The 23,987-nt window shown below is 67.0% G+C and carries 20 protein-coding genes; 17 read left to right on the top strand and 3 right to left on the bottom strand.

The annotated features are described in order from the left end of the window. Positions 1-5: 5 nt before the first annotated feature. From BV907_RS16825 to BV907_RS16755, 15 genes are all read left to right on the top strand, one after another. A complete protein-coding gene (locus tag BV907_RS16825) occupies positions 6-1,460 on the top strand; it encodes a MinD/ParA family ATP-binding protein (protein ID WP_077490897.1) in 1,455 nt (484 codons plus the stop codon). Continuing rightward, positions 1,460-2,077, top strand: coding sequence for a DUF6668 family protein (locus tag BV907_RS16820; RefSeq protein WP_139346849.1), 618 nt, complete (start codon positions 1,460-1,462; stop codon positions 2,075-2,077). Before BV907_RS16825 ends, BV907_RS16820 begins: the two co-directional genes overlap by 1 nt. A gap of 16 nt (positions 2,078-2,093) precedes the next feature. After that, the gene (locus tag BV907_RS16815; RefSeq protein ID WP_077490896.1) at positions 2,094-2,399 is read left to right on the top strand and encodes a hypothetical protein; all 306 of its coding nucleotides are present in this window, start codon (positions 2,094-2,096) and stop codon (positions 2,397-2,399) included. Next, positions 2,396-3,133 carry a DUF8175 domain-containg protein gene (locus BV907_RS16810; protein WP_139346848.1) on the top strand — a complete coding sequence of 246 codons (738 nt, stop codon included), beginning with the start codon at positions 2,396-2,398 and terminating at the stop codon, positions 3,131-3,133. The genes BV907_RS16815 and BV907_RS16810 overlap by 4 nt, the downstream gene beginning before the upstream one ends. Positions 3,134-3,143: 10 nt before the next feature. After that, positions 3,144-4,421 carry a TrbL/VirB6 family protein gene (locus tag BV907_RS16805; protein ID WP_139346847.1) on the top strand — a complete coding sequence of 426 codons (1,278 nt, stop codon included), beginning with the start codon at positions 3,144-3,146 and terminating at the stop codon, positions 4,419-4,421. A gap of 5 nt (positions 4,422-4,426) precedes the next feature. Further along, positions 4,427-5,932 carry an SCO6880 family protein gene (locus BV907_RS16800; protein WP_077490893.1) on the top strand — a complete coding sequence of 502 codons (1,506 nt, stop codon included), beginning with the start codon at positions 4,427-4,429 and terminating at the stop codon, positions 5,930-5,932. Further along, on the top strand, positions 5,932-7,476 hold the full coding sequence (locus BV907_RS16795; RefSeq protein WP_077490892.1) for a hypothetical protein: 1,545 nt from the start codon (positions 5,932-5,934) through the stop codon (positions 7,474-7,476). The genes BV907_RS16800 and BV907_RS16795 overlap by 1 nt, the downstream gene beginning before the upstream one ends. Next, positions 7,463-9,403: a type IV secretory system conjugative DNA transfer family protein gene (locus BV907_RS16790; RefSeq protein ID WP_077490891.1), complete on the top strand. Its 1,941-nt coding sequence runs from the start codon at positions 7,463-7,465 to the stop codon at positions 9,401-9,403. Before BV907_RS16795 ends, BV907_RS16790 begins: the two co-directional genes overlap by 14 nt. Then, positions 9,396-10,148, top strand: coding sequence for a DUF4913 domain-containing protein (locus BV907_RS16785; RefSeq protein WP_245828049.1), 753 nt, complete (start codon positions 9,396-9,398; stop codon positions 10,146-10,148). The genes BV907_RS16790 and BV907_RS16785 overlap by 8 nt, the downstream gene beginning before the upstream one ends. Then, on the top strand, positions 10,145-11,257 hold the full coding sequence (locus BV907_RS16780; RefSeq protein ID WP_077490890.1) for a hypothetical protein: 1,113 nt from the start codon (positions 10,145-10,147) through the stop codon (positions 11,255-11,257). Before BV907_RS16785 ends, BV907_RS16780 begins: the two co-directional genes overlap by 4 nt. Before the next feature lie 108 nt (positions 11,258-11,365). Further along, on the top strand, positions 11,366-11,614 hold the full coding sequence (locus BV907_RS16775; protein WP_077490889.1) for a hypothetical protein: 249 nt from the start codon (positions 11,366-11,368) through the stop codon (positions 11,612-11,614). 193 nt (positions 11,615-11,807) lie between these two features. Further along, entirely contained in the window at positions 11,808-15,110 is a 3,303-nt protein-coding gene (locus BV907_RS16770; RefSeq protein ID WP_077490888.1) for a helicase-related protein, read from the top strand. After that, positions 15,107-17,884 (top strand): class I SAM-dependent DNA methyltransferase, encoded by a 2,778-nt coding sequence (locus BV907_RS16765; RefSeq protein WP_077490887.1) that lies wholly within the window; start codon positions 15,107-15,109, stop codon positions 17,882-17,884. Before BV907_RS16770 ends, BV907_RS16765 begins: the two co-directional genes overlap by 4 nt. Positions 17,885-18,017: 133 nt before the next feature. Beyond that, on the top strand, positions 18,018-18,218 hold the full coding sequence (locus BV907_RS16760) for a hypothetical protein (RefSeq protein WP_077490886.1): 201 nt from the start codon (positions 18,018-18,020) through the stop codon (positions 18,216-18,218). A 471-nt stretch (positions 18,219-18,689) separates the two neighbouring features. Next, positions 18,690-19,565 (top strand): hypothetical protein, encoded by an 876-nt coding sequence (locus BV907_RS16755; RefSeq protein ID WP_139346846.1) that lies wholly within the window; start codon positions 18,690-18,692, stop codon positions 19,563-19,565. Between the two features lie 202 nt (positions 19,566-19,767). Here the strand turns inward: BV907_RS16755 and BV907_RS16750 are convergent, their stop codons facing one another. The 3 genes from BV907_RS16750 to BV907_RS16740 all read right to left on the bottom strand — a co-directional run bounded on the left by BV907_RS16750 (position 19,768) and on the right by BV907_RS16740 (position 22,331). After that, positions 19,768-20,268, bottom strand: a complete 501-nt coding sequence (locus tag BV907_RS16750) for a hypothetical protein (RefSeq protein WP_077490884.1) — start codon at positions 20,266-20,268, stop codon at positions 19,768-19,770. 69 nt (positions 20,269-20,337) lie between these two features. After that, positions 20,338-21,939, bottom strand: a complete 1,602-nt coding sequence (locus BV907_RS16745) for a relaxase/mobilization nuclease domain-containing protein (protein ID WP_175637506.1) — start codon at positions 21,937-21,939, stop codon at positions 20,338-20,340. Continuing rightward, on the bottom strand, positions 21,939-22,331 hold the full coding sequence (locus BV907_RS16740) for a plasmid mobilization protein (RefSeq protein WP_077490882.1): 393 nt from the start codon (positions 22,329-22,331) through the stop codon (positions 21,939-21,941). The genes BV907_RS16745 and BV907_RS16740 overlap by 1 nt, the downstream gene beginning before the upstream one ends. A gap of 263 nt (positions 22,332-22,594) precedes the next feature. Here BV907_RS16740 and BV907_RS16735 point away from each other — a divergent pair, with 263 nt between their 5' ends. Both BV907_RS16735 and BV907_RS16730 read left to right on the top strand, forming a co-directional pair. Beyond that, positions 22,595-22,912, top strand: a complete 318-nt coding sequence (locus BV907_RS16735; RefSeq protein ID WP_077490881.1) for a hypothetical protein — start codon at positions 22,595-22,597, stop codon at positions 22,910-22,912. Positions 22,913-23,264: 352 nt separating this feature from the next. Next, complete coding sequence (locus tag BV907_RS16730) at positions 23,265-23,987, top strand: adenylate/guanylate cyclase domain-containing protein (protein WP_077490880.1); 723 nt, start codon at positions 23,265-23,267, stop codon at positions 23,985-23,987.

The raw sequence follows: 23,987 nt of genomic DNA, 5'->3' as shown, positions 1-23,987 counted from the left end.
AAACCATGACCATCGACAGGAGCAAGGTCCGCGAGTTCCCCCCGATCAGCATCACCATCAACGGTGATGATGGTGGGGAGCTGCTGATCGGTTCCACCCGCCAGGCCGTGACAGGCGCGTCCGAGACGGAGGTCCGCCGCGAGCTGCTGGGCCTCGTCGTCGCCCACGCCCGCACCGGCGGCAGCGTCGTCCGGGTGACCACACGCGACCAGGAGGGGATCGGCGTGCTGCTGGTCTCCCCGGAGGGGGAGATCGAGGAGGAGTACTCCGAGGCAATCGAGGTCCGGGAACCTGTTCCCGCCGGCGCCGTCGGAGAGCTCGGGGAAGATGAGCCCGTGCGGGCCCCGACTCATCCGGATCCGCCCGCCGGTCCCACCACCACCTCTCCCGAGGCACGGGAGGAGGACATCGATCGCCTTCTGGAGGAGATCGACCAGCTCCCGCCACTGGGAACCGAGCTGGAGCCCAGGAATGCCCCGGCAGGCCTTCCCAGCATCCCGGCCGCCCGGGCAGAACAGGCGGAAGAGGCGGCCCAGACCCGGCGCTCGCTCCGGGAGGCCGAGAGCTTCCTGCGCGCCCCAGCGGTGGTCGAGCCGGCACGCACAGGCCTCCGCGGCCTGCTGAACTCGCTCGGGCTCTCCCTGCCACCTGGAGCGCTGGAGCTGGAGATCCGCGAGTTCGAGCACGTCGTCGCCAGGCACTACGCGATGACACGCACGATCGCCGTGGTGAACCAGAAGGGAGGGAGCAACAAGACCCCTTCGGTGGCCTGCCTCTCGGCGGTCTTCGGCCTGGCCGGCGGCTCGGTGCTGGCGTGGGACAACAACGAGACGACTGGAACGCTCGGCTGGCGCACTGAGCAGGGCGACCACACCCGCTCGGCGCTGGACGTCCTGTCCCGCTCGGGGCACCTGCTCTCGGACACCGCCAGGGCCGCGGACATCAATGCCTTCGTGCACCACCAGACGGCGGACAAGTACGACGTGCTGCGCTCGGACGCGGACATCGACGGCACCCACGAGGTCACGGCCGATGAGGTTGACGTGCTCCACGCGGTCGCGAGCAAGTACTACAACCTCGTGTTCATGGACTCCGGGAACAACCACCGGGCCGCGAACTGGAACCGCATGATCGAACATGCGGACCAGCTGGTCGTCCCCACCACGACGGAGGAGGACCGCGCCGAGGCTGCGCTGCTGACCCTCAAGGGGCTCGCCCGCCGCGACGAGCGCACCGCCGGCCTCGCGGCCCAGGCCGTGGTGGTCGTCTCGCAGTGGCAGCCGGGACAGGAGAGGCTCGCGGCGCAGATCGCGGACGGGTTCCGCGAGTACGTGCGCGACGTGCAGGTCATCCCCTTCGACCCCGCGCTCAAGGCCGGGATCATCCACCACGGGGCCATGCGGCCCAAGACCCGCCTCGCATGGCTCCGGGCGGCCGCGGCGGTGGCGAGGGGCCTGTGATGGCAGCCACCGCCCGCCCCACCGCCTCGAAATGGCTCCAGGCCCTCGATCAGGCCGCCGAGCCCGTGGAGGCCCCCGCGGTCACGAAGGAGCCTCCGACCGGCCCGACGCGGCCGCAGCGCGGGGTGCGACGCCGTGCTGCCCATGGCGTGCCGCAGGTCCGGGTCGGCGGCCCCGCCCCCGCGGTGTGGGTGGTGGGCGTCCATGGGGGAGCGGGGGAGAGCACCCTCGCTGCCCTGCTCGACGGCGCCGTGGCCACGGACCACGCCTGGCCGGTGCGCGAGGACGACGGCGGGCCGGACGTGGTGCTGCTGGTCTGCCGCTCCCATGCGGCAGGGCTGCGGGCCGCGCAGCTGGCGGCCATCGAATACATGTCAGAGGGCAGGCCCCTCCCCGGGACACTTGCCGGGCTTGTGGTCATGGCCGACGCCCCCGGCCGGCTGCCGAAGCCCCTCGCAGACCAGGTCAGGCTCGTGGCCGGCGCCGTTCCCCACCTGTGGCAGATGCCCTGGGTGGAGTCATGGCGGCTGTCCACCGCCCCCGACCCCGCTGCGCCGCCCCCGGCGGTGCGCAGCGTCCTCGACAAGCTCCAGCTGCACATCGCAGCTGACGAATGAAGGAGAAGAGAAGCAAATGCATGTTGAAGTCCTGAACCTGGCCATGGAGGTCCTCGCCGAGATCCCCAAGCCCTCCCCGGAGGCGCCCCCGGGCAGCGGCGGCTTCGTCAAGATCCTGGGCTACGTCGCCTGGGTCGTCTTCGGCCTCGCCGTCCTGGGCGTCCTCACGGTGGCCGGGAAGATGATGAACGACCACAACAACGGCCGCGGCGGCAGCGAGCACGCCCAGCGTCTCGGGCAGGTCCTCGCCGGGGCGATCATCGCTTCCGTCGCCTCCGGCATTGTGGGGGCGATCGTCACCGCTTCTGGTGGCATGGCATGAGCCCGCCCGTGGAAAGCCAGGCACTGGACCGCCAGTCGAGCCCCTGGACCCGGCCCTGGTTCATCGCCAGCGCCGCAGTCGTCGCGGTCCTGGTCGCCCTGGGCGTGCTGTACGCGGTGCTGCCAGCCCCCGGCGCGGAGCCGGCCCCCGCCACATCGCCCAGCGCATCGTCCACCAACACTGCCCAGGGCGATCAGGACAGCGCCTGCGGGCTCCCGACCGGGGACCAGCGCTACCCGTCCGTCGGCCTGCCCACCAAGTGGGAGCTCCTCGGCCGAGTCGCCGTCCCCACCGACCCCAAGGGCATCGGCCCCGGCAGGGTCGACGGGAATCTCCGCACCTGCTACCAGCACAGCCCCACTGGCGCCCTCTACGCCGCGGCCAACCTGGTGGGGCTTGGGTTCCGCCCGGAGGGGCCCAAGCTGATCCACAAGGAGCTGATGGCCGAGTCCCCGGAGAGGGACCGACTGATGGCCAGTCCTCCCGCCGAAACTCCCGAGAACCCCTCGCTCACCATGCAGATCGGCGGATTCAAGGTCGCCTCCTACTCGGGGGATACGGCCAAGATCACCATCGGCGTCAAGGGCACCAAGGCCCCCTCCACCGTCTTCTACGGCTCGCTGAGCCTCGCCCTGCGGTGGGAGGACGGGGACTGGAAGGTGATGCCTGAGGGCGCAACAACCATGACCCAGCTTCAGGACCTTAGCGACTTCGTCCCCTGGACGGGGGTCTGACATGTTCCCGATGACCGTTCCCGCAAAGGAATGTGCAATCGGAGATTTCAGCTGCTCGATCGCTGAAGGCGTCAAGGACGTCGCGGTCGGTGTGGCCACGGGTGCCCTGGACCAGCTCCGGGATGCCGTGGTCGAGGCGTGGGGCAAGTCGGTCGCGTGGCTGGGCACGTTCTGGGTGAACGTGGACACCACGCCAGTGATCGTGCCGGGAACGGTGGACCAGCAGACCGAGGTGGTGTTCTGGGCCCAGAGCCAGCTGTGGTGGTACACCCTCGCCCTGGTCATCTTCGGTATCCTCGTCGGCTGCGGCCGTCTCGTGTGGGAGCAGCGCGGGAAGCACCTGACGGACATCGTGAAGCAGCTGCTGACCTTCACCCTCGTCACCGGTGCCGGAGTGGCGGTCCTGCAGCTGATGATCAGCGGCTTCGACGAACTCGCCAAGGCGCTGCTGGCCAACGCCACCCAGGGCACCGGGTTCGCGCAGAACGTGGCCGGGATGATCGTCCTGGGCGGGCAGCTCGGTGTGCTGCTGGCCATCCTCCTGGGACTGATCGCGACCCTGGTGTCCCTGGTCCAGCTGGTGATGATGGTCTTCCGCTCCGCGATCCTGATCCTGCTGGCCGCCGGCCTGCCCACGGCGGCGGCGTTCACCAACACGGAGACGGGCCGGCAGTGGTTCCAGCGCTTCCTGTCGTGGCTAATCGCGTTCACGCTCTACAAGCCCGCTGCAGCGCTCTGCTACGCGGTGGCGTTCAAGCTCACCGGCTCGGACATCTTCGCCTCCACGGATGAAGGGGTGAAGGCCATTGTGGGCATCGCCATGATGGTCCTGGCCCTTGTGGCCCTGCCCGCCCTGATGCGGCTGGTCACCCCGATGGTCGCGGCCGCCAGTGGCGGCAGCGGCGGGGCAGCGGCGCTGGGCGCCGCCGTCGGCAACCTGGCCACCGGTGCGATCAACATGGGACGCGGCGGCGGCCGCAGCAGCTCCTCGAACAACACCACAAGCACGAACAACACCAGTAAGACGGAGAAGCAGCCCTCCGGAGCAGCCAACAGCCCATCCCAGCCCAAGGCCGCAGCCCCCTCGGGCGCGGGCACGGGCGGGGTCGCACCGGCAGGGGCCGGAGCGGGCGCCGGAGCTGGTGCGAGCGGCGCAGCCTCGGCGGCGGGCCCGGTCGGCGTGGCCGCGGCCGCCGGCGTGAAGACCGTGAAGAAGGGCGTCTCCGCTGTGCAGAGCGCCGCCGAAGCATCGACGGGCGAAGGCCCGTCCGGGAGCCAGAGGGGATAGGACCCATGAGCGAGCAGACCACCTACACCGAGCCGACCTACGGGAACTGGCGCAGGCCGCGCACGGCCGGCATCGGCAAGCTCGGCGCCTTGGAGACCTGGGCCATGATCGTCGCCCTGATCGCGCTGCTGTTCGTGTTCCGGCTCGCCGGCCCCATCCCGGGCTTCATCACCTTCGCGGTCATGGCGGTGGCCCTGGCAGTCTTCACCGTCCGGGACCGGCACGGACAGTCCCGGATCAGCCGCATGGTCGCCAAGCGGGCACACATGAAGGCCGTCCGACACCGGACGAACCTCTACCGCTCCGGCCCGGTGGGTGCGGTCCCAGGCGGGACGGCCCAGCTTCCCGGCCTGCTCGCCAAGTCCCAGCTGCACCAGTTCACGGACTCCTTCGACCGCGAGTTCGCGCTCCTGTTCATGCCGGACACGAACCACGCCACGATCGTCATCGAATGCGAGCCCACCGGCCTTGCCCTCGAGGACCCGCAGACCATCGACTCCTACGTGGCCAACTGGGGCGGCTGGCTGGCCGACCTCGGCAAGCAGTCCGACGTTGTGGCCGCGTCCGTGACCGTGGAGACGGCCCCGGACTTCGGCGTGCGCCTGCGCCAGGCCGTGGACACCAACCGCCACCCGGACGCCCCACAGGCGGTGGTGCAGATGATGGAGGAGGTCAAGGCCACGTTCCCCCAGTCCGCGCCCGTGACCCGGGCCTTCATCGCGGTCACCTTCACCGCGTGGCGGCAGGGCGCCCAGCGGCCTCGGAAGGCAGTGGACCTCGGGCTGGACCTGGCCGCACGGCTGGGCAAGCTCACCGAGCACCTCGAGCAGTGCGGGGCCGGGGACGCCCACCCCGTGACCGCCCAGACCCTGTGCGAGATCGTCCGCAGCGCCTACGACCCGGCAGTGGCCCAGCACATCGCCGCCGCGCACGCCGAAGGCGTCACCCCGGCCCTGTCCTGGCACGACGTCGGGCCGCTGGCCCACAACGCCGGGTGGGAGTGGTACCGGCACGACTCCGGCTTCTCCAAGTCCTGGATCATGAGCGTCGCACCCCGGGGCGAGGTGTTCAGCAACGTCCTCGAGGCCCTGCTCTCACCCTCTGGGGACATGGACCGCAAGCGCGTGACGATGCTGTACCGGCCGGTGAGCGCGGCCCGGGCCATGGACGTGGCCGAGCAGGACGTCAACGCCGCCAAGAACCGGGCGAACTCGACCGGGAACCCCAACTTCCGCGCCATCGACGACTACGCCAAGACCGTCCAGACGGCCAAGGAGATCGCCAAGGACGCCGGAATGCTGAACTTCGGCTGCGTCATCACCGCCACCATCCTCAACCCCGAGGACGCTCTGGCGGCCTCCTACGCACTGGAGGACCTGTCGGCCGAGTCCCAGCTGACCGTCCGCCCCGCGTACGGCGCGCAGGACACCGCCTTCGCCGCGGCGCTGCCCCTGGGCGTCGTGCTTCCCGACTATGTCCTGATCCCGGCGAAGATCCGAGAGGCCGTCTGATGCTCAAGCTCCCCGGCACGCGCAAGGTCCGCAGCACCCATTTCGAGCCGCTCAAGCGCGGATACCGGATCCCGGGCGGCGGGTATGCGAACCTGCTGGACCTCCCGCCCGAGTTCCGCGGCTCCTCCCGGCAGGTGTGCGGGCTGTGGCCCTTCGCCTCCGGCTCAGGTGCACCGCTGGCTGGCGCCCCGCTGGGCCAGCACATGCTCACCGGCCAGGTCGTCGGGCTGGACCATATCAGCGCCTTCGAGGCTGGCCTCATCCCGAACCCGTCCGTGTACTACATGTCGAACCCGGCGCTCGGGAAGAGCACGGCGGTCGGGAAGATGTGCATGTGGCTGGCGTACCGGGGGGTGGCGAACATGACCCTCGGCGACGTCAAGGGCGAGCATGTGCTGCGCACCCGGAAGATGGGCGGGAAGGTCAACCGCCTCGGCAACGGCCGCGGATACCTGAACCCGCTGGACCCGGGCGTCTCCACCCGCGCCCTCGAGCGCCTTACAGGGTCCCTCCGGGCGGAAGTGGCCCGTGCCGGGCACGAGCAGCGCAAGAGCCTGATGCTGGCCCTGATCACCGTCTCCCGGGAGCGGAAGCCGACCGAGCAGGAAGACCTCATCCTCGGCCGCGCCCTGGAAATCCTTGCCGACAGGCACGACGGCATCCCGCTGGTGAAGGACCTGGACCGGCTGATCGCCGACGCCCCGGACGAGCTGCGCTCCGTGGTACTGGACCGGGGCAGCATGGACCGGTACCGGGACGCCACCGACGCGCTGCGGACCTCCCTGATCGGCATCGCCTCCGGCTCCGGCCCGCTGGGGGACATGTTCTCCCGGCACACGACCGAGCAGCTGGACATGAGCCGGTCCGTGGTGTTCGACCTCTCCGCCCTGCCGGACACCCAGCCGCAGAAGCAGGCCGCAGGGCTGCTGGCCTGCTGGTCCATCGGCTTCGAGGCCGTCAACGTCGCCCAGGTCCTGGCCGACGCCGGCCTGGAGCCGCGGCGGAACTACAACATCGTCCTGGACGAGTTCTGGCGCGCCCTCAGGGTGGGGCGCGGCATCGTGGACAAGGCCGACTCCCTCACCCGGCTGAACCGCAACGACGGCGTGGGGCAGATGATGATCTCCCACACACTGAAGGACTTCGAGGCCGTGGCCGACGAGGCTGACCGGGCCAAGGCCAAGGGCTTCGTGGAGCGGTGCGCGATGGTCGTGCTCGGTGGGCTCGCCTCCAAGGAGCTCGGCGAGGTCGAGCACTTCCGCCGCCTGACCCGCGAGGAGAAGCGCCGGGTGGAATCCTGGGCCGATGTCAAGAAGATCACCACGAACCAGCACGGCAGGAGCGCCCCGTACGGTCGCGGGAAGTTCCTCGTCAAGCTCGGCCAGGCACCGGGCATCCCGGTGCAGATGAAGCTCACGAGCGTCGAGGACAGGATCTCCGACACCAACACGCGGTGGGAGAACCTGCGCAAGCTCGGCGCGTCCACGGAGGAGATCGAACGGGAGATCTTCGGAGAGGAAGGGCAGGACGATGCGGCAGCGTAGGACGTCGCAGATCACCGCCGGGACCTGGGCCATGTTCGTGGCCCTGGGACTCGTGCTCGCCACGGTGCTTGTGCTCGACGCCGGCATCTACGGCGGCTCCTGGCTCGCCAGGGACGGGCAGGACCTGCCGCTGAACCCGATGGAGGCCCCCTTCGCACTCGCCACGGGCAGGCTCCACTGGTCGCCGGCATCCACGGTCTGCCTGACCGCCGCACTGGCCCTCATCGCCCTCTTCGGCGCCCTGCTGGTCTGGTCCCGCGCACGCGCGGCCAAGAGCCGGTCCCGGGTCGACTACAAGGCCCACCAGATGGGCCGCGGCAGGGACATGGCCATGCTCACCGAGGCCGGAGCACGGCGCGCCGCAACCCGGTTCGGGCTCACCTGGCCCGGGATCTTCCTCGGGATCACTGTCGCCGGGGCAGCCCGCCTCGTGGCGGATGTGGAGTCCGTGGCGCTGTCGATCTTCGGCCCCCGGCAGGGCAAGTCCACCTCCCAGGTCATCCCCGCCGTGCTGGACGCCCCTGGCGCGGTCGTCTCGACCTCGAACAAGCCGGACGTGATCGACGCGACCCGCCTGCCCCGGTCCATGCGGGGCACGGTCTGGGCGTTCAACCCGCAGAGGATCAGCCCCGACCAGGCCACCTGGTGGTGGAACCCGCTGACCTACGTGGTGGACGACGAGCACGCCCAGAAGCTCGCGGACATCTTCAAGATCGCCGGCCGCGGGCCGAACATGAAGGGCGAGGACCCCTACTTCGACAACGAGGGCCGGGACATGCTCGCGGCGCTGCTGCTCGCCGCGGCTCTGGGCGAGAAGCCGATCGCGACCGTCTACGACTGGATCTCCGGCGGCAACGTCGGGATGAAGGAGCCCCAGGCGATCCTCGCGGCCGCCGAGGGCGGCAAGTACGCCGCCTACGGCCTCGCCCTCGAGGCCCAGCTCCAGCTCGACCCCGGCCAGCGGGACGGCATCGTCGGAACCGCCAAGGCCATGTGCGCGGTGCTGAAGTTCACCGGCGTGCGCGACTGGGTCAACCCCATTGGCGCGGCCGACTCGCGGCCGCAGTTCAGCCCCGCCGAATTCGTCCGGGGAGCCAAGGACACCCTGTACCTGCTCTCCAAGGAGGGGGGCGGGTCCGCGGCGGCGCTGACGACGGCGCTCACCGTCGCCGTGGCCGACGCAGCCGAGGCTTACGCCATGACCCAGCCGTTCCGCCGCCTGCCCGTGCCGCTGATCTTCGCCCTCGACGAGATCGCCAACGTCTGCATCTGGAAGGACCTCCCCGACAAGTACAGCCACTTCGGGTCCAAGGGCCTGCTGCCCATCGCCTGGCTCCAGTCCTACAGCCAGGGAGAGGAACTCTGGGGCGAGAAGGGCATGCGGAAGATCTACTCCTCCGCCACGGTCAAGGTCATCGGCTCCGGCCTGGACGAGGAGGGCTTCCTGCGCCAGGTCTCCTCGACCCTGGGGGAGTACCGCTATGACACAGTCAACGTCTCCATCGGAGACCGCAAGTCCGTCTCCACGAGCCCGGACGGCGGGAAGGAGCACATCTGGAGCGTCGGCGACCTCGCGGCCATGCCGATCGGCCGCGCCATCGTCAAGCGCGCCGGAGCCCCGGGGGTGCTGATCAGGACGGTGCGGTGGATGGACACCCCGCACGCCGACGCCGTGTGGTTCTCGCTGAACGTCTTCGACCCAACCCCCGAGAGTGCGAAGAAGGCCGCAGAGGCCGAGGCACGGCGCACCACGCGGACCCGCTTCGAACGCCTCATGCAGCGCCGGACCGGCCAGAAGCAGGACGCCCTCGTCGACGCATACCGGGCGGCACTGAAAACCCGGCAGGCCGGCAGCACGGTCTCCCGGCCGGTGACGGCGAAGGCGTCCGCCGCCTCGAAGTGGCTTCAGGCGGCACACCATGACTGAGCCCTTCAACATGCCCGAGCCGGTCGACGCCTGGGACGAAGCTCCGAAGCCGCAGGACGCTGGCGGGGACGGCCAATGGCGGGTGTTCGACAACACGCCCGCCGCAGTGGACGACGGCGAGGACGCGCTGGGATTCATGCTCAGCGTCTCGGACGTGCTCGCCCAGATCGCGGAGGAGGCCGAGCCGATCAAGGCCGGCCGCTGGCGGTCCCTGGTCATGCACGGCCAGGCCCCGGCCCCGGTCGGGTGGGAGCCTCCGCAATGGGACTTCGATGCAGTGGAGGCCTGGATCCCCCAGGCCCTTGAGTCCGGGACCCTCAAGCCCCTGCCGAAGGCGACCTCCGAGGAGGTGCCGGAGCCGGAGCTAGTGTTCGGGTCCACGGCCGAGTGGGTGGCGAAGTTCCTCGTGCCCGTCTACCGGCGCCAGCTCACCGCCACCGGGGACAAGACCACATGGTGCCCCGAGTGGTGGCGCCACGCGGAGGCGATCATCCGCCTCGAGGCACTGTGGCGGGCATGGGAGCATCTGCGCCTCGACGGGCGCACCGGGATGAGCGTGTGGCTCAAAGACCACCTTGACCACCATCTGCCGGTCCTCACCGACGCGCACAGCGGCCCGTTCAACGGCTGCAGGCCGGACAAGCACGCAGACCAACCCCTGGGGGAGTTCCGGCTGGTGGCCCCGCCACCGGAGCTGTTCCCCGACGTACGCGAGCCCAAGAACGACGGAGGCAGGAAATCATGAGCACCCACCACTCAGACGGCGTGGGCGAGATCGTCGACGACATGCTGCGCCAGGCGCTCATGGTCGCCGCCCGGCTCGGGGAGATCGCCGCTCGGGCCCGGCAGGAACACCTCGCGAAGGCACGCGCGGAATCCGAGCGGCAGGCCCGAGAGCTCGCCGCCCGCTTCGAGGCCGAACGCGGGGCCGCCCGGTCCTCGCTCGCCGGTGTCGGCTCCGACTCTTGGTGGGCCCGGGCCGATCCGGAGCGGGTCGCCGCCGCGTACAAGACCGCCGCGTCCTGGGCGGGCGAGGACGCCGAGATGGCGGAGACCCTGCGGCAGATGGACGAGCAGCTGGCCGCGCGTGGAGTGCACGTCACGCCGTCGATGCCGGAGCGGGTCGATGACCTGCTGCGCTCCCGCGCGTGGGTGGCCGAGCACGACCCGTTCATGGACGAGGCCTGGACCCGCGAAATGGCCCAGGCCCGCACGCCCGAAGAACGCGACCGGCTCAACGTCGCCCTCGTCAGCGCCTGGCTGGCCCGCCCCGAAGCCCAGCAGGCCAATGATGCGGCCAACGAACTCGACGCCGCGAAGGCATGGGCCAAAGAGAATCACCCGGACTGGTTCAACCAGTGGGACCTCGCCCGCGCCTACGCCGACAGCGTGGAGTCCACCAAGGCGGACGATCGCGAGCTGATCCAGCGCTGGAAGACCGAGACCGGACAGCTCACCCAGCCGAACACGCCCGCGGCGGTCCAGGCCGCCTCCACTGCCGCGACCTGGCACCACTTCGATGGCGACCGCGCAATGGGCCGAGCTCAGGAATGGGCCCAGACGCAAACCCCGGATGGACCCTCAGCTGAGGACCTCGCACGTCCCACAGAGCAGCAGCAACGTGAAGAGACCCTGGCTGACAATGAATGGGATACGGCAGAACGCCGCGAGGAGTTTGCCTCATCCTTGCAGGGCTTGGCCGACAGGGCTGCCGTGGAGGCCCGGGTGCTGGCCGACGTCAGCCAAGGCACCCATCCCCGTCAGGCCGTGGCTGCGGCCCCGCGCAACGCCCCGGAGGCACGCACCAACAACAGCGTTGGCCGCAAGGCCCCGCTGACGAAGGGAAGCCGCTGAAGCGCGTGGGCGACGTCTGCATTCTGATCGCGCGCAACACCCCGCCCTGCTCTGGGCGGGGTGCCAGATAGGCTCATGCCGAGCCGAGAAAGCAGCAAGGAGCGGGGCATGGCGGGAAGTTCTGTATATGGCGCTGGCTATCACCGAGGATCTGAGGACGGGTACAACACCGGGTTCAGCGAGGGGACCGTGGTCGGCGTGGTCGTGGGATTCGGTGTCAGCGGTGTCGTTGCCCTGACGGCCTGGGGGTACCCGAAGGTGAAGAAGGCCTTGACGGCCAAGCACCGTGAGCGGCTCATGGAGAGCGACCCGGTGCCTTCCGGTGACGACGAAGCAAAAGAGGACAGCACCGACTAGCCCCCCGTATACCGATGCTGCCCGGGTGCCCATTCGTCCCGCTCAACACACATCGGCGACATAGAGATCCGGACACGCCACAGACGAGAATGCTCCGGCTTCCTGGCCGTCCAACCCCCGCCTTGGTCCACGTTCGGCAATTCTGTTCGCGACATCCTGCCATCGCAGCATTCCGCAGGAGAGAATCTGATTCGTGCCGAACCTTTTCGACAACCTCACAGACACCACGCGCCTAGGTCTTGCTCTCAGGGAGTCCCTCAAGGACTTCGATACGGTCGATGTAGCAACAGGCTATTTGGATTTGCGAGGGTGGTCGGCATTCGCAGACATCCTCGACGCAAAGCCAAGTGGTGCCGGCGGACGACCTTCCGCCCGAGTGCTTGTCGGCATGGTTGCCCCCTCGGATTCCGAGCAGCTGCTGGATCAACTGCAGGAGCAAGTCCAGCCGCCAGCCTACGGGGCGGACATCCATGATCGGGAACGCGCCCGCGAGCGCCGTGACCAGCTGGTCAGCCATCTTCGTACCCAGTTGATGCGTGGGCTCGGCACCCCCGACGGGCAGCGAACACTCCAGACGCTCAAGAGGCAACTCCACGATGGGGTCGTGCAGATGAGGGTCTTCACTGAGAAGCCGCTGCATGGGAAGACGTACATCTTCCATGCACCCGAGAAGAGGCATGGGTCGCGGTGGGCCTATGTGGGATCGTCAAATCTGACTGGTGCGGGCCTGCATCGGAACTTGGAGCTGAATATCGATGTGCAGGATTCCGATGCCACGGGGAAGCTCGCGACTTGGTTCGACGAACGGTGGGATGACCCGTATTCGCTGGACATCACCGAGGAGATCATCGGCCTGATCGGAGAGTCCTGGGCTGACGAGGAGCAGCCCACGCCCTTCGAGGTGTATCTGAAGGTCTGCCATTCGCTGGCTCAGGACGCTCGTGATGGCATGGGGTATGTGCTGCCGAAGTCGATGAGCTCGCTGCTCCTGGACTATCAGGAGAGTGCTGTTCGCACGCTTTCGCGCCGGATCGTCCGGCGCGGAGGAACGATGCTGGGCGATGTCGTCGGCCTTGGCAAAACCCTCACCGCTGTGGCGACCGCGCTAATGCTGCAGGCGGCCGAGGACTACTCAACTCTCGTGCTTTGTCCGAAGAACCTCGAGAAGATGTGGGCGGACCATCTCGAGGCATACGACATCAACGGCCGGGTCATCCGCTATTCGATGGCAGCCCAAGAGCTCCCGGAGCTCAAGAGGTTCAACCTCGTCATCTGCGATGAGTCGCACAACCTGCGCAACAACGGCACGGTGGTCTACGACGCCATCCACCAGTACATCAGGGCCAACGGCTCCAAAGTCCTGCTCCTGACCGCCACCCCCTACAACCTGGCGTTCACCGACGTCGCCAACCAGATCGGGCTGTATATCGATGAGGATGAGGACCTTGGCATCATCCCGACCGCAGCGCTGAGGTCAGACCTGAGCCTGATCGCCAAGGTCGACGGGAAGATCAACACCCTCACTGCATTCCGCCGCTCAGAGGAGCCCGAGGACTGGAAGCGGCTCATGAGCGATCACCTCGTGCGTCGAACCAGATCGTTCATCAAGCGCACCGCCAAGAAGGAGACGGTCCCTGGACCGGACGGGACACCCATTGAGCGCGAGTACCTCGAGTACGCCAACGGTGCGCGATTCACCTTCCCGACTCGGATAGCCACGCCGCTCAGCCACGCCTTCACGGACGATGATCCCGCGAAGCTGATGGAAGACGACATCACCCTCGATGCCATCAGGGACCTTTCGCTCCCCCGCTACCGGCTCGCTGACTACGACAACCCCCGGGCCCAGCACACACCGACCGACACCAAGAATCTTGATGACATCCGCTCCGGCCGCGGCAACGTCAGCGGATTCGTCCGAGTCGGCCTGTTCAAACGTCTCTCCTCCTCCGGCCATTCATTCATCCTGTCGCTTCAGCGCCAACGAGCACGCAATGAGCTCTTCCTCCACGCCATCGACAACAAGCTGCCCATCCCCCTCGGCACCCTCACCGATCGGCAGATTGCCGTCAGCGACGAGGACGTCGAGAGCGACGACGACCTGTATGGCACCCTGGAGACCCGGTACAAGACTCTCGAAGCCTCGCTTCCAGAGAAGACCAAGTGGGTCAACAGCACTGTCTTCAAGCCAACTCTCCGCTACGACTTGGCCAAGGACAACCAGACCATCACGATGCTGCTCGAGCGATTCGGCAGCTGGGACTCGACACGCGACTCCAAGATCAACGCCCTCGTCGACCTCCTGAAAACTGAACATTCAGGGGAGAAGGTCCTGATCTTTAGCGAGTACGTGGATACCGCTGACTACGTCGCTGCCGCCCTGAAAGAAGCCGGCATCGAGAACGTCGGCCTGGCCTCTGGGCAAACCGATGCCGCGGCGATTGCCCGTCGATTCTCCCCGGAGTCGAACGTCCTCCCTGGCCACGAAGCCCCCGATCCAGAAGCACTTGCAGACCCCATCGACGTCCTGGTTGCGACCGACGTCCTCTCAGAGGGCCAGAACCTCCAAGACTCGCACATCATCGTCAATTACGACCTGCCCTGGGCGATCATCCGCATCATTCAGCGTGCCGGCCGCGTCGACCGCATCGGCCAGAAGTCCGACACCGTCCACATCTACCTCATCACGCACGAGAAGATCGAACAGCAGATCCGCCTCCGGCAGCGCATCAAGACACGCCTCGGCGCAGCCGCCGAGGCGTTCGGCTCCGACGAGCAATTCTTCGGAGGCGAGCAGGAGATCAAGATCCTCGACGACTTCTACAACGGCCGCGTCACCGACGACACAGACGAAACAGAAGGCGAAGCGGACGCCGTCAGCGAAGCCTGGCTCGTCTGGACCAACGCCCAACAGCAGCACCCCAGGACCGCAGCCAAGGTGCTCCAACTGCAGGACATGGTCCATAGCACCCGGCACCAATACCTTCACGAGCAACAGAGCAGCGTCACCTGTTACGTCTCCACCGCCTCCGGTGTCGACGCCTTCGCCACGTCGACGACAACATCGGAGGGGGCGAGCACATCCCAACTGCTCACGCCCCTCGAAGCGCTCCGCATCTTCCGCGCCGAACCGGAAACGCCGACGGCCCCCCAGCGGGAAGACCATTTCGATCGAGAAAGAGCCCTCGTCCAGGGTCCCCTCAAACCAGAGGCACTCGCCGCGGGAAACCTCAAGGGAGTCCGCAAATGGGTCTGGGAACGCCTCGGCGGAACCGTCTTCGGCGCCAAGGCAACGGATGCTCTGGCCGCGCTCCACGAACGGCCCCTCACCGAACACGCCACGATGCGCCTCGGCCAGGCACGCCGCAACCGCTACAGCCTCGACGACCTGGCTGACCTCGTCGCGCAGCTGCACACTGAAGACCGTCTCACCATCAGGTCCACCGATACCGACGCTCTCAAGATCGTCTGCTCACTAGGAGTGCGAGAAGCATGACCCAAACCCTCCTGACCCGCGCCGAGCAGCACGACTACGCCAGGCTGTTCCTCCAAGACCTCAACTGGAACCGTCCCGACCACGCCCCGGTCACCTACACCGAGGACGCCGTCACACTCACCGCGATCAACATCTCCTCCTACAAGGGACTGCGCGTCTGGGTATGCGACCAGAACCCCGGAGCGAAACTCGAAGCCGAGCTCGACCAGCTCATCGCCAAGACCACCACCGACCGGATCGTGATCTTCCATGACGACACTGAGCAGGTATGGCGGTGGCCCGTCCGCGGCAGGAACCACACCATCACCGTCCGGCCCGCCCGACACCGCCACCGCACAGGGACCCCAAACCCCAAATTCGCTGACCGGCTGGAAGCCATCCGCCTACCCGCCGACACCGCCCTCGACCCCAACACAGTTCTGGCCAAAGTACGCACGGCCTTCGACGTCGAAGCCCAGAACGAGACCAAACAGGCCTCAAAGCTCATGGCCCGCATGTACACCGCCATCGAGAAGGCCTACCCGGCCGGATTCAACGCTAGGACACGCGACCACCAGATCTCCGTCACCCTCGCCCGGATCCTCTTCCTCATGTTCGGCGACGACACCGACATGTGGCAGACCGACCTCTTCCGCGACTTCATCCACAGCCACACTGCATCAGACGGATCCGACATCGGCGCCCAGCTCACCAGCCTGTTCGAATACCTCGATACCCCGCCAGCCGAACGTGAGGGCGCCCCAGAAGCCTTCGCTGGCTTCCGCTACGTCAACGGCGGCATCTTCCGCGAACACTTCACCCTCCCCGCCATCAACGCCGATTTCCGCACCGTCATCCTCGAAGCCTGCGAGCGCGACTGGGCGAAGGTCAGCCCCGCAATCTTCGGGTCAATGTTCCAGTCAGTGCGCGACGCGCAGACCCGACGCGAGCTCGGGGAGCACTACACCTCCGAGGACAACATCCTCAAGACCCTCAACCCGCTCTTCCTCGATGAGCTCCGAGCAGAGTTCGAGCACGTCAGGACCTTGGGCAAGTATGAGGCCGATCGACTTCGCAAGCTCCGCGAGAAGCTCGGCCAGATCCGCTACATGGACCCCGCGTGCGGGTGTGGGAACTTCATCATCGTCGCCTACCGCGAACTCCGGGGCCTCGAGCTTGCCATCATGGAGCGACTGCAGGAGATCACAGGCGATGGCGCCATGCTGCTGGCCAACGTCGGGCTGAAGGTCACGCTAGACCACTTCTATGGCATTGAGATCGACGAGTGGCCAGCACGCATCGCTGAGACCGCCATGTTCCTCATCGACCGTCAGTGCGACCTGAAGCTCACCGAACGGCTGGGCTGGGCACCTGACCGGCTGCCCATCCAGGAGCAGGCCACCATCGTCAGCGGAGTCAGCGCCCTCGAGACCGACTGGGCAGAGCTATGCCCTGCCAGCGAGGACACGATCGTCGCGGGCAACCCCCCGTTCCTCGGCATCTCTCTTCGGTCTGCGGACCAGACAGATGAGCTCACCAGAGTTTGGGGCGCCCGATATCACGGAACGCTCGACTACGTGACCGGATGGCACGCCAAGGCACTGGATTACTTCCGCTCCTGCAATGCCCGATGGGCCTTCGTGACAACAAACTCCATCACTCAAGGTGAGGCTGTCGCGCCGCTGTTCCAGGCAATCTTCGACGGAGGCTGGAGGATCAAATTCGCCCACCGCACATTCCCATGGACATCGGAAGCGGCAGGACAGGCCGCCGTGCACTGCGTCATCATCGGATTCTCCAAGAGCGAGGGGAAGGCCCGACTCTTTGACTACCCGAATCAGTCCTCCTCCCCAGTCGAGCGTCTGGTAGGCAACATCACCCCATACCTCACGGACGGCCCGTCCGTCATCGTTCACCCAAGTACAAGGCCGCTCAATCCGCAGCTGGGTGAGGTGGCTTATGGGAACAAGCCAACTGACGGTGGCAACTTCATCATCGAGCCTGAGGATTACGGGAAGTTCATGTCCGACCCTGTGGCGGCGAAATACGTCCGCAGGTATGTCGGTGCGCGGGAGCTCCTCCACGGCGCCGAACGATACTGCCTATGGCTCACAGAACTCACTGACCAGGACCGGGCAAGAAGCAGGCTGCTGGATGAACGGATCAGGGGCGTCGAGGAGTTCCGTGCCGCAAGTAGAGCAGAATCGACCCGCGATGCCTCTTCGACGGCACACTTGTTCCGCCAGATCGCACAACCGAATACCTCGTACCTGTGCATCCCTCGCCACGCCTCGGAATTGCGGCCCTATTTCCTCACGGCACGGTTCGGTCCGGAGACCATAGCCAGCGATGCCAACTTCATCACCGCAGATCCCGATGGGTTCATGTTCGCCATCATCTCCTCGACAATGTTCATCACCTGGCAGCGGACGGTCGGGGGACGTATCAAGTCGGACCTGCGGTTCAACAAGCTCCTAACATGGAACACCTTCCCGCTCCCCCACACAGATCCAGAGACCCGCGCGCGAATCATCTCCGCCGGCGAGGACGTCCTCCGTGCGAGAGAACTCCAACCGGAGACTTCTCTGGCCGGCCTGTACAACCCGAGTACGATCTCCCCCGAACTGCTCGCGGCCCACCATGCACTGGATCTCGAGGTTGACCGTCTCTTCGGGCTTCCTCCTCAGCAGTCGACCGAGCTCCAGCGCCAAGACGTCCTCTTCGCCAGATACCAGGAGCTTGTCGCCCCACTTCTGGCCGGCACGTCCCGTGGACGGCGATCGCGCCGCACCTGACGGGGCGGGGATCTCGGTCAGAACCAAGGCAGATCACCGCCGCGCCTTAATCTATTCATACGGCGAATCGCCCCGAATGCCCGAGTCTTCCGCGGCGTTCATACATCGAACGAGATCACGAAGGTGAGGACCGATGCCCACAGGGCCGAAGCATCAGAAGATCTCAGAGATAGATGACGAACCAGGCGTCTTCTACGGCGAGGACTGCCGTTGCACAATCGGTGAGGATCACTACGACGGCGATGACAGTGCGCTGAGCAACTATCTCAGCGAGTCGGACGCCGAGGATATATGGCTTTCAAGCGGCATGGACGAGGATTACGACTTCCGCTAGACACAAGTTCCGACGTCCGGTAGTCCATCAAATCGGACGGCCTCAATCCGAACGGAAGGCTAGTTACGACGTGGGGCCGACAGCCTAGTCAGGGTGTCGGATGTAGCTCTGGCGGCCAATCTCACTCTGGGCGCGGTCCAGGGAGCGGTGCAGCTCGTAAACGAGAGCACTGGCTTCCCTGAGGTGCTCGGCCGCGCGGGCGACTGCCTCCAGCAGGTCTCTATCGTCGTCCTCGCGGGGCTCGAATTCCTGGGGCGCGGCCGTGATCGAGCGGCTGTAGCTCGTAGCCGTTCGGCGCGTTCGAACGGAGCATGATCCTGCCGGTGCGATACTGCGGCCATGTCTCCCGCTTCGGATTCTGCTCGGCCTACGCCGCCAGACCCCGTCAGCAGCCTCATTGCTTCCGCAGGACAATGGAGCGATGAGGCGCTAAAGGCGTGGAGCAATGACAACTTCGCGAAGGTGGCTGTCTTGGCTCCGCTGGCCGTAGAACACCTCGGCAAGGCAGTGCTCTGGAAGAAGAACCCTGTTCTTCTAGCACCCCTTGACCAATCAGCTGAGGCGTCTTTCCTCGTCCTGGCCACGAAGCCGGACCTTCTCAGCCCTCAACTGCGCACCGTAGGCCTTTCAGGCCTCTTGAGCAGACTGGAGAAGGTGTGTAACTTCGCGATGCTCGAACCCAAGAGGCGCAGGCGCATGGTCGATGTACGCAACGGCGCAATGCATGTTGGCACCTCAGAACAGTCACGCCATGTACTTCTCGACTGTCTCACCCTCGCGCACGAGCTTCTTCGGAGCCTTGGGGAGGACCCACGCGCCTTCTATGGCGAGCACTCCTCGGCTGTCGAAGTGCTCCTGGACGAGAAACGCAGTGAAGTCAGCTATAGGGTGGCTGCCAAGCGCGCCAGGGCCCGTCGACGGCTGACGGAACTCGAAGAACAGCTCGGCAAGACCGGATTTGCGGAGGCGACGGACCGCCTCGAAAAGCAGACGGGCGAGGACTACCAGCCGAGGGACTTTGGAATCGGGCACCTGTGGGGTGCACTCCAGACCTGCCCCGAATGTGGCATGAGCGCTCGTCTCTATGGCGAAGTCGAAGCTACCGAACAAGCAGATTATGACGTGGAGCCCATGGGAGGGGGACAGTATGAAGCCGTTTTTATCGGAACGTATTGGGACGTCGTCTTCACTCCACAGGCCTTCGCTTGCAACGTCTGTCGGCTAGAGCTGTTGGGATCAGACGAGCTAATTGAGGTCGGTCTTCCGTCGGCAAGGTTCGACATAGAACCGGAGCGGCTGCCTGACTATGACTTCGATACCGACCCCGGCTTCGAGGACAGTATCTAGTAGTCCGTCGACGAGACCTCTACTCAGCCGGTAGAAGCGCCAACCACTGCTGCAACCGGGGCTAGCCGAATCGGTCGGGGATTGCGCCGCACTAGCCGTGCACGTGGGCCGCCTCCGGCAATTGTCCAGAGCGCTCTGGACAATTGGAGGTCCTGTGGGGCCCGAGCGGTCAGGATCAGGCCTGATCGAGGGCTCGGTCGCGCTACAAGGCGGCGTTCCGCCAGCGCTGGTGCGCGGATTGGCGCCTCATGCCGGTGGCCTGCCCGATCTCCTCCCAGGAGAGTCCTGCGGCCCGGCCGGCGGCTGCCGCGCGCTCGAGGCGCCGCTCCACGGCCTCCTGCTCACGCCTGGCGGCGGCCAGCTCGGTCAGGGCGACCTCCCGATCAGCGTGGGCCCGCCACTCGGCGTGGAGGGACTGCAGAACGGGCATCGGTGGATCGCAGGGCGACCCGGGCCGGAGGCTCGCCTGTCGTCGGTCGAGATCGGTTCGGCCGGGCTCGTGGAGCCGTGTCCAGGGCTCTCCCTGCCAGAAGCAGGTGCAGGTGGCGCGCCAGCCGTGCACGTCATCGTCCTCGACGAGGGCGAGCCCTTCGAGGCGCTGGACCATGACCGCCTGGGCAGTGAGCGGAAGGGTGGGCCAGCCGTCAGCGAGAACGGCGACGATGGCACCGCCGTGGCGGCCGTCAATGGCTTCCCAGAGCACGTCAGGGTTTCCTGACGCAGGCCTCGGGGACCGTGGCATGGCCGGCGTCGGAGGAGGGCGTACATGTCCTCATCGGTTTCTCCGACGGTCCTTGGCCTCTGCCTCGCGGTTGCTTGGCTGGGCCTTCTCGCCGGGCGCGCTGGCTGCCGCGGCTGGTGCGTGGGGGAACGACTGGCCAACGAGGCGCTGGACCTTCTCCTGCTCGCTCTCGGTGCGCGGGGCCGCATCGAGCCAACGGGAACCAGCGGATACAGCCGCGTGGGCCATCTCGTGCTGCTCCTGTAGGGCCTTGAGGTTCCCTCTCACCAGAGTGAGCTTGTTCATCGCTGCGTCCCTGACGCGCTCGGCGTCGCGGAGGCCGCCCGCTGCCTGGTGCATGTCGTGGATGGCGCGCATGGTGTTGCGAAGCTGCGCGAGCAGCAGGGCATGCCCGGCCGCGGTAGAGGGCCCCACGGCGGTCTGTATGAGCAGCATGCCCGCGCCCTTGGCACTCGGCATCGGGGCGTGCTCGATCCGGGGTGGGAACCGGCGCAGCTGCGCCGTGCGGGCCAGGGCCTTGGCGGTGTCGGCCAGCGGCCCGGGAACGGATTCGGTGCGCAGGCTCCAGGCCGCGAACGCGCCGGCGGTCTCGCGCGCGATCTGGGCCCACAGCGCGTCGTCGTCGAGCGGAATCGTCTTCATCCGCTCGTACAGCGCGCCGACCTCTGCAGTGTGCTTCGCCCACTCTTCGGCGGTGGGCTCGTGCGCCTCGCGTCCCTGCGCGGAGATGCGCTTGCCATCGGCGGCTGCTTGCCACTCGGACAGTGCCGCCGCCATCGTCTCCGGAGTGACGTTCCAGCCTTCGCGGAGCTTCGGGAGGGTGAGGTCCTTGGCGAGACGGCCGCCGCCGAACCACACCGCGCGCTCGCCCCTGATCGCCGGTTTGAGGGCTACGGAGTAGCCGACGATCTGGTCCTTGGTGCCGGTGGCGAAGCGGGGCCGGGCCAGGACTCCGGAGCGGCGCAGCCTGCGGACGAACTCTGCCTCGTCCAGGCTCGCCGTGGACACGGCGCGGACGGCGCGCTGGAGCCGGTCGCGGTCCAGCTCGGGTGCTCCCATCGCGGCGGCGCGTTCGCGCTCCTTGGGGTGGTAGCCGCGCTCGGCGTGGGCGCCGCGCACGACGCGCAGCCCGTGCTTCACCTCGAGCTCGGCGCAGGCGTCCTGGGCGCGCTTGAAGTCCTTGTGCTGGCTCCAGCGCGTGCCGTCCTCGCGCACCATGGACACGGCCAGGTGGATGTGGTCGTTGCCGGCCTTGCTGGAGCCGTGGTGAATGGCAACCCACCGGCAGGGCGGCTTGCCGTCGCTGCCGGTGAAGCCCATCTTCTCCGCGAAGTCGTTCGCGATCTTCCCCCAGGCCTCGTCGTCCAGCTGCCCCTCGTCCGCGGGCAGGCTCAGCGACACGTGGAAGACGTGGTGCTTGGTGGTGCCCGTGCCGAAAACGCTCCGGGGGAGGTCGAGCTCGCGGCCGAGCCGCAGTGCCGACTCGGCGTACAGGCGCTGCCCGACCTCGACGCTGACGATCGACTCCGACGTGGCGATGAGCCGCTGGTCCGTGTGCTCGTTCGCGCGCCCCGGGCCGACGAGGTAGTTGATCAGTCCGATCATCCGGTCGCCCTTGGTGATGTTCGGCATCATGGGTTCATCACCCGCATCACGGCCTCGTCGATGCGCGCCATCAGCCGGTGCGCGGCGGCCACGGTCGCGGCCGCGTCCTCGGGGAACTCCCCCGTTGCGTTCGCGTGCCTGGCGATCTGGTTGACGTTGTTGGACACGGCACCCAGAAGGGTGCGGATGCCGAGCAGCTCCGTGGCAAGCGCGCGCCGCTCATGCGCGCTCTCCCCCGCCTCGGCGAAGGCCCCGTCGAACAGCAGCCGGGGCACCGTCACACCCGCCTGGGCCGCCCGCACGATCAGTGCAGCCTTCTCGGTCTCGGTGACGTAGACCTCGACCCGCTTCGACCGCCCGCCCGGTTCGTTGTCACGGCGCGACTTCCCCAACCGGCGCACGGACTGAGACTCCGCCATGACACCCCTTCCAGCCAGCGCAGCGACCCCGAGACCTCGGGGATCCAGACGCCAGTCTGGCAGCGGGACGGGCCACAGCCCGGAACGACACGCCATTTACCCCCGGGTAAATGTATAGCTTGCTCCTCCCCGGGGGCTTCGGTGGTTTCAGGAACCTCTGGTGGCGATTCGCCGGAAACCCCGCAGACGCGCCTGCGTTCCGGATGCGAACCGCGGCCGCGCCGTTCCGCGGATCGGTGCCTCCCCGTCAGTAGGCTGGCCGCATGGACATCCAGCAGATCGAAGAGGCCGCCCACCGCAAACTCGAGCAGGACCGCAACGACCGCATCACCGCCGTCAAGGAGTACGCCTCCGCCGCGAAGCGCAGCGCAGACGCCCGAGCGGAGCTCGCCGCGGCGGACGATGACCACCTCGCCAAGTACCGCGCCGCACTGCGGCAGGGCTGGACCGAATCCGACCTGAAGGGCTTCGGCATCGAGCAGCCCTCGAAGAAGCTCGGCGGTCGGCCGCGGAAGGTGCGCACCGCGCCCCGTCAGCGGGCAGCCGAGGCCACGGCCGACTCCCCCATGGACCAAGACTGAGCCACCCGTCCCGCCGCCCACTGTGGTCGCCAGAGGATGGCTTAAGACGAGGCGCCGGGAGGCGTCGAGTGCGTCCCGCGGCAGCCGGACCGTGGGTTGTAGGCCGCATTCTAAGGCGGCTTGATTCCGCGGACTCACGCATGGGGCACCACGCGGACGGGCCCACCAAGATCAGACAAGAGAGCCGGGGCCGCACTGGATGACAGTGCGGCCCCGGCTCGCCCAAGAACTCAGTCCAGATTCGTCCAGACATGGGTGACTCAACACCCATCCACAGGCCGCGGAAGAACCCCCTTGAGTGTCGGAGGGAGTCGGTAGGCTGGCTGCAGCCGGATCAACAGGGGGGACTTCATTGGCACTCAAGGACGACGTTGAAAGTGACATCCAGAAGACCGTCTACACGTCACTGAACACCACAACCAGGACGGACACCACGCTCCAGTCCGTGCCCGAGCCAGACAAGATGGGCTACTCGGAGGGGGTGTACCTGCCAGCCACCTACCTCTACGCCGACATGGCTGACTCGTCGGGACTCGTCGCAGCCTCTCCAGCCGATACTGTTGCCCGCGTCATGAAGGCCTATCTCGTAGTGAGCACACGCATCATCCGGGCACACAACGGACACATCCGTAGCTTCGATGGGGATCGTGTGATGGGGATCTTCGCCGGCACCGACCGGTTCAATCGTTCAGTCAAGGCAGCGATGCAGATCAAGTGGGCTATGGGTGAGCTGGTCCAACCCGCCATCAGCGCTAACTTCAAGTCGATCAAGACGAGCGGCTGGACCCTGAAGCATGCCTGTGGCATCGCGAGCGGCCAGGCGCTTCTGGTCCGTGCAGGCTTCCGAGGAAATGACGATCTGGTGTCCATCGGCACCGCGCCCAACCTTGCCGCCAAGCTGAGTGATCTTCGAGATGGCGCGTACAACACCTTCATTGGCAAAGGAACCTACAACAACCTCACCGAACCGGCGATCACGAGCAAGGGAACGAACATGTGGTTCGGCACCTACGACCTCCCGATGGGTGGGCTGACCTACCCGTACTACAAGTCCAGCTATCGCTGGAGCTTCTGA

This window comes from Sinomonas mesophila, assembly GCF_001999765.1.
In the GTDB taxonomy this organism is placed as follows: Bacteria; Actinomycetota; Actinomycetes; order Actinomycetales; family Micrococcaceae; genus Sinomonas; species Sinomonas mesophila.
The sequence above is the reverse complement of the archived record's forward strand: the minus strand, read 5'-3'. Positions and strand labels throughout refer to the sequence as shown.